At 44.2% G+C, this 6,293-nt stretch carries 7 protein-coding genes; 2 read left to right on the top strand and 5 right to left on the bottom strand.

The window, feature by feature from the left end; translation table 11 throughout:
- Positions 1-171: 171 nt before the first annotated feature.
- The 3 genes from ftsX to ftsY form a co-directional block, all read right to left on the bottom strand.
- On the bottom strand, positions 172-1,113 hold the full coding sequence (gene ftsX / locus J7384_RS13250) for a permease-like cell division protein FtsX (RefSeq protein ID WP_209114810.1): 942 nt from the start codon (positions 1,111-1,113) through the stop codon (positions 172-174).
- The gene (gene ftsE, locus J7384_RS13245) at positions 1,106-1,816 is read right to left on the bottom strand and encodes a cell division ATP-binding protein FtsE (protein ID WP_209114808.1); all 711 of its coding nucleotides are present in this window, start codon (positions 1,814-1,816) and stop codon (positions 1,106-1,108) included. Before ftsE ends, ftsX begins: the two co-directional genes overlap by 8 nt.
- An 84-nt stretch (positions 1,817-1,900) precedes the next feature.
- Positions 1,901-3,445, bottom strand: a complete 1,545-nt coding sequence (gene ftsY, locus J7384_RS13240; protein WP_209114806.1) for a signal recognition particle-docking protein FtsY — start codon at positions 3,443-3,445, stop codon at positions 1,901-1,903.
- 133 nt (positions 3,446-3,578) lie between these two features.
- Between ftsY and rsmD the strand changes: the two genes are divergently transcribed.
- Positions 3,579-4,181: a 16S rRNA (guanine(966)-N(2))-methyltransferase RsmD gene (gene rsmD / locus J7384_RS13235; protein ID WP_209114804.1), complete on the top strand. Its 603-nt coding sequence runs from the start codon at positions 3,579-3,581 to the stop codon at positions 4,179-4,181.
- Here the strand turns inward: rsmD and J7384_RS13230 are convergent.
- The gene (locus J7384_RS13230; protein ID WP_209114802.1) at positions 4,178-4,768 is read right to left on the bottom strand and encodes a YjaG family protein; all 591 of its coding nucleotides are present in this window, start codon (positions 4,766-4,768) and stop codon (positions 4,178-4,180) included. The two genes, rsmD and J7384_RS13230, sit on opposite strands and share 4 nt — an antisense overlap.
- A 70-nt stretch (positions 4,769-4,838) precedes the next feature.
- Positions 4,839-5,120 (bottom strand): hypothetical protein, encoded by a 282-nt coding sequence (locus J7384_RS13225; RefSeq protein ID WP_209114800.1) that lies wholly within the window; start codon positions 5,118-5,120, stop codon positions 4,839-4,841.
- Between the two features lie 152 nt (positions 5,121-5,272).
- Here J7384_RS13225 and J7384_RS13220 point away from each other — a divergent pair, with 152 nt between their 5' ends.
- Positions 5,273-6,292 (top strand): patatin-like phospholipase family protein, encoded by a 1,020-nt coding sequence (locus J7384_RS13220; RefSeq protein WP_209114798.1) that lies wholly within the window; start codon positions 5,273-5,275, stop codon positions 6,290-6,292.
- The last annotated feature ends 1 nt before the right edge of the window (position 6,293 follow it).

Genomic DNA, 6,293 nt, shown 5'->3' with positions numbered 1-6,293 from the left:
CAACTTGCTCGACAACCGACAATTTAAAAGCGAGTGAGTAATCCTTTTGAGTTCGTTTAGTGGTTGATTTCATGATGCTCTCCAATTCATTGATTGAAAAGTGTCAACCTTATTTAGGACGGGTCAGCGCTATAGAATAGCGCTTTTTTATTGCCTGATTTTCATCAAGAGTTAATCAGCACTTGGTTCAATTTCTTTGATATGGCGACGGACAGAAAGATAGCTGCCAAACAAGCCCAACACCACAGCAAAGCCAATCAACAACAAATGTTCAGCGGCCGATAACAAAGCGAGGTTAAACTGGGTTTGATAAAGTTCAGTGACCGCAGATATTGCTCCCGATAAATAGTAAGCCAAACCACTAATCGCCAAAATTGCGAAACAGCCGCCTAGAATACCGTACCAAATACCGGCATAGAGAAATGGCCGTTGAATAAAGCCATCTGTGGCACCAACGAGCTTCATCACAGCGATGGCGTCTTTTTGATTGAGTATCGACAAGCGAATCGTATTACCAATAATCAACACCACCGACAAGCACAACAACAACGCGACCGACCAAACAATTTCTTTTAACAGATCGGTGATGGCTTCAAGCCGAGTCAACCACTCTAAATCGAGCTTACCTTGAGCGACACCTCGCTCTTGCTTGAGTTTTTCCAGCAGGTCTTGTGCTGCTGATGCTTGGCTTGCACGTTTAGTCGGGGTGACTAAAATTGTTGCTGGTAGCGGATTGTCTGACAAGTAATCAAGTGCTTCGCCGAAGCCTGAGCTAATTCGAAAACCTTTTAACGCGTCGTCTGCCGAAATATATACAACATTGGCAACCTCTGGATAAAGGCTAATTCGTTTAACCAAGGCCTGATTGGTTTTATCACTGCCGTTGAGCTCTAAAAACAAGGTGATTTCGGCGGCAGAGTCCCAGTGTTGGGATATCTGTTCAGCGTTTTTTACAAACAAGTGCAAAATTGCTGGTAAGGTCAAACTAATACCCAGTACTAATACCGTCATAACCGACGTAAACGGTGTTCGCCAAAGTTCTCCTAAACTGCCAACCGCCTGTTGAGCATGCCTAACCGGTAGCGCCAATAATCGCGTCATTAAACTAGCCATGAAGTCCCTCAGTCACTGTTGATTCAGTCGCTAAACCATCAACCAAACCGTCGGTAATCATAGTACCTTGCTTCAGCGTTAAGGTGCGGTACTTCATACGTGCGATCAGCCCCAAGTCGTGAGTCGCAATCAAAACAGTGACACCAACGGCATTAAACTCTTCAAATAATCGAATAATGTCTAACGACAATTTGGGATCTAAGTTACCGGTTGGTTCATCGGCAAGTAGAATAGGGGGTTTGTTAACAATTGCCCGGGCAATACCAACGCGTTGCTGCTCACCACCAGAAAGCATATAAGGCAAGCAGCGCAGTTTATTGCTTAAATGGACTTTATCGAGGGCAGCATCAACCCGCTTTTTAATTTCTTTGTGACTACAACCTTCAATAATTAATGGCAGGGCGACATTGTCAAACACTGTCCTATCCATTAATAGGTTGTGGTGCTGGAAAATCATGCCAATACCGCGGCGAACATAAGGTACTTGGCGATAACTAACACTAGCTAAATCGGTATTGTTAATAATTACGCGACCAGTTGATGGTTTTTCCATCGCGCTAATCAGCTTGAGTAAGGTACTTTTACCAGCGCCTGAATGGCCGGTTAAAAACGCCATTTCCCCCGGCTCAAGCTTAAAACTCACTTGCTTTAAAGCAAGAAAACCACCGGGGTACGTTTTGCTGACATCGCTAAATTGAATCATAACCGACTGCGTTATTATTTATTTTATTTGTTTATCAACACTATGCGTCAACCTAGTAGGCAAAGGCAAGTCCTTTGCCATTGGTTAGTCGTCTTTAGCAAACAACGCATCGACAAAATCTTCACCGTTAAACGGACGTAAATCATCAATACCTTCGCCTACCCCTAAGTAACGAATAGGAATTTGATACTTGTCGGCAATAGCAAATACAACACCACCTTTAGCGGTACCATCGAGTTTAGTTAAACTAATGCCGGTTAAATTAACCGCTTGATCAAAGAGTTGGGCTTGGCTCAAAGCATTCTGCCCAGTACCAGCATCAAGTGTTAACATCACTTCATGAGGCGCGTTTTGATCAATTTTCTTCATCACTCGAACAACTTTTTTCAGTTCTTCCATTAAGTGACCTTTATTTTGCAAACGACCTGCGGTATCGGCAATTAAGACATCAACGCCTCTCGCTTTAGCAGCACTAATTGCATCAAAAATAACAGAAGCACTGTCAGCCCCTGTGTGCTGAGCAACTACTGGGATATCGTTGCGCTCGCCCCAAACTTGTAGCTGTTCAACCGCTGCGGCTCTAAAGGTATCACCAGCGGCTAACATCACCGACTTACCCTGAGCCTGAAACTGTTTGGCCATCTTACCTATGGTCGTTGTTTTACCAACGCCATTAACACCGACCATCAAAATAACATATGGACCTTGGCTGTTTTCAATAACTAATGGCTGATTGACCGGGCTAAGAATTTGGTTGAGTTCTTGTTTTAGTAAATCGTAAAGTGCGTCAGCGTCTTTTAATTGGCTGCGACTAGCTGATTCAGTTAATGAATCGATAATCTTAGTGGTGGTATCAACGCCGATATCGGCGAGTAATAATTGAGTTTCGAGCTCTTCAAACAGTTCGTCATCAATTTTTTTACCGCGAAATAAATCGCGCAAACCACCACCTAAATTTTGGCGTGTTTTGCTTAACCCTTGTTTCAAACGGGCGAAGAAGCCTTTCTTTTCTGGCTCTGGCTCTGGCTCTGGCTCTGGCTCTGGCTCTGGCTCTGGCTCTGGCTCTGGCTCTGGCTCTGGCTCTGGCTCTGGCTCTGGCTCTGGCTCTGGCTCTGGCTCTGGCTCTGGCTCTGGCTCTGGCAGGACATCATTAGCTTGCTGAGAGCCTGCGACAAGCTCTTCTGCTAAATCTTCTGCCTGTGCCGTTGCTGTAAGTTGGCTATTGGTTGAAGACTCTTGGTTTGTTGAGAACTCTTTATCTATTGAGGACTCTTGCTCTGTTGAAGACTCTTTATCGCTTATTTGTTCAACTGGCGTTGACTGAGTGACTTCTTGAGTAGATTCAGGCTCTTGTTGTGTCTGTTCTTGCGGTATTGACTCAGCAGACTTTGAAAAGCCTTGGGTAAAGCGAGAAAAAAATCCGCCTTCTTGCTGAGTAGCTTCAGGTGTCTGATTTTGTTCAGGCTGTTCAACGCTGTTATCTGATGACTGCTCAGGGCTAATTTCTACTTGCTCAGGGCTGTTTTCTGGCTGTTCAAGACTGCTTTGGACGTTTTCTTCAACATCAACTTGCGCCGCTTTTTTACGGCCAAAACCAAGCTTGGCAAATAAGTTTTTCTTCTTTGACATAAAACTCAATAGTTCGCATTAGATCTACTCAACGCTGATTTTGACAGCCGCTTGAGTAAACGGAGTAAACAGGGATAAAATTAGCGCTATCTTAACACCTTAATTGCCTTGGCAAAACCAACTCAATCCCAATATGAACAGAATAAATTCACGCAAGCCAAGTAAAGCGATTAAACCATCAAAAGAAACCGGTCAAATCCGCATTATTGCTGGCAAGCACCGCGGTCGGAAACTGCCGGTATTAATGGCTGATGGTTTGCGACCGACGACTGACCGAGTTAAAGAAACGGTGTTTAACTGGCTGATGCCGTATTTATATCAAAGCCGCTGCTTAGATTGCTTTGCTGGCTCTGGCAGCCTTGGTTTTGAGGCGTTATCACGAGGTGCTGAGGAAGTTGCATTAATTGAACTCAACAAGGACGCTGCGAAACAGCTCAAGCAAAATGCAACAACATTAAAGGCTGACAATATTGCGGTTTATCATCAAGATATCCTGAGCTACCTGCAACAAACGTCCACTAGTTTCGACCTTGTATTTGTCGACCCGCCATTTCGCAAAGGTTTAGTTAAACCAACCCTTGAGCAATTAGAAAAAGGTTGGTTGGCTGACGATGCCGTTGTCTATGTTGAAATGGAAGCGGAGACATCGGCGCCTGCGTTAGGTGACAACTGGCAACTTTTAAAGGAAAAAATTGCTGGGCAGGTTGCCTATCGGCTTTATCAATATAGCCGCTAGATCTCAATGCCGAGGTTTGACAGACCTTCTTCCAATACCATGGCTTTGGCACGCTGCAAGGTTTGCTTGTTTTCGGCACTGTTTTGCAAAAAGTCAAACAACTCATTTTGGGTCTCTCGTTCCCATACCATCAAGGGGTGAGCATTGATTTGTAATTGATCAATTTCTTGTTCAGGGCCGAGCTCATCAATTAAAATAAGTTCAACGTAATAATTTACGCTATTGGCTGATAATCGGCTAACACTCTCAACGTATTCAAGCTCACGCTCTGATATCGCTTGCAATAAAGCCGTGACTGCCATCGATGCATCAATTGCTGGATAAACGCCAAACGAGTCAAAAGCTTCAGGATCGGGAATCACTTGCGCTAACTTTTCTAGCTGAGCCGTTGTATTGACTTTGATCTTTTGGCTTTTGTCCAACCATTGCCAAACTAAGTTAAGCTGATTGCGCAACAACTTAGCGTCACCAAAATCAAAAGCATCAGCAAACATTTGATAATTGGGTAACATGCGCTCTAACAAGGCAGCTGCAAACGTAATTTGTTGCCAGTGGGACAGTTTTTTCAACGGCAGGCGAATGGTCACAAGTAATTCTCATCTCTTTTAGGTGACGATATTATATACTCGTTCTACTTCAAGATGCGAGATTTCAGCGCTATCGCAGGGACTTAATATCAAAGCTGTTGTTATGATCGACAACTGTTCCTGCGAAACGCCCTAAGGGTTGGTTTAAAAACGATTTATACGGCGTTATTGATTTTAACAAGGTTCCTACATGGATGTAGGACATTAGGGCAACGCAGGAGCAGTTGCCGAGAACAACCATTCTTTGCACAAAAATGTCTGGAACATTTTTGAACAGCCGGGGGCTGGCTTCAGCGAAGGACAGGATGTCCGGAGTAATCAATGCCTTGTCTAAATACGTTTTTAATTCCAACTGAAACACGCACTTTGCAGCAGAACGAGTATCACGCTAGTAGTTGATGAATTGCTAATCACGCCAATTGCGCTAAATTTATCCTGTAGTACCCATTACCTGCGAGAAATTGGTTGTTTGTAGGATAGACAAATCAATATAAGGAATTGAATATGTCAAAATTAATTCTCAGCTTAGACGGTGGTGGTATTCGCGGTGCCGCGACCACCCAGTTTTTAGCTCATGTCGAGCAGCAACTTCAAGCACAACACCAAAAATCGATTCGCGATTGCGTCGATTTTTACGCTGGTACCAGTACTGGCAGTATCATCGCGTTAGCACTTGCCACGACAAATATGACAATGGCGGCGATTAATGAATTGTATAATGTTAACAACGCCAAGCGAATATTTACAGAAAACAAAGGGCTATTTGAGATCGATGGTATCAACGCCCCAAAATACGAAGCCAAAGGCAAGCAACAAGTACTCAAAGACAATTTGCAAACAGCGACCATTGGCGATGTCCCAAAGAATAAACATGTATTAGCGGTAACTTATGGCATTGAGCAGCGCCACCCGGTTGTGATCAAATCAACCAAAGCGGCTCATTGCAGCTTGCAATCATACCAAGTCGCTGACGCCTCCAGTGCAGCCCCCACTTATTTTCCGACTAAAGAACTGATGATGCCACCAGAAGATGATGAATTTTGGTTGGTTGACGGTGGTGTGATTGCCAACAATCCAACTATGTGTGCAATTGCTGAAGCGCGCAAAGCTTGGCAAGTCGCATTGAGTGAACTCAGGGTGTTATCAGTTGGCACCGGTTTTATGACTCGTAAAATAAATGGGGCAGCATCGAAAGGTTGGGGTGCAATGCAATGGATGACCAAAGGACATATTCTCGATATTTTGAGTGATGAACGAGTAGTGGCCTACCAGGCGATGACTATTTTAGATCCCGGTCACTACATTCGTATCAATAGTGAGATGCGCCAAAGTAGTTTTTTACCGACCCCACCAGATGACGCCATGGATGACGTTAGCCGCACCAATATTAAACGGCTGAAATTAATGGGTGATTTTTGGTTTGAGCAATACGGTGACGCGACCGTGGAATTATTGGCAGGCGGCTATAAAGGACCGTCACTCGACAGAATAGATCCCAAGACTGGCAAACCAATTGTTAGCTAGC

This window comes from Endozoicomonas sp. G2_1 (genome assembly GCF_017744155.1).
GTDB lineage: Bacteria > Pseudomonadota > Gammaproteobacteria > Enterobacterales > Alteromonadaceae > JAGHQT01.
Note: the sequence above shows the minus strand (reverse complement) of the source record. Positions and strands in the feature narration are given on the sequence as shown.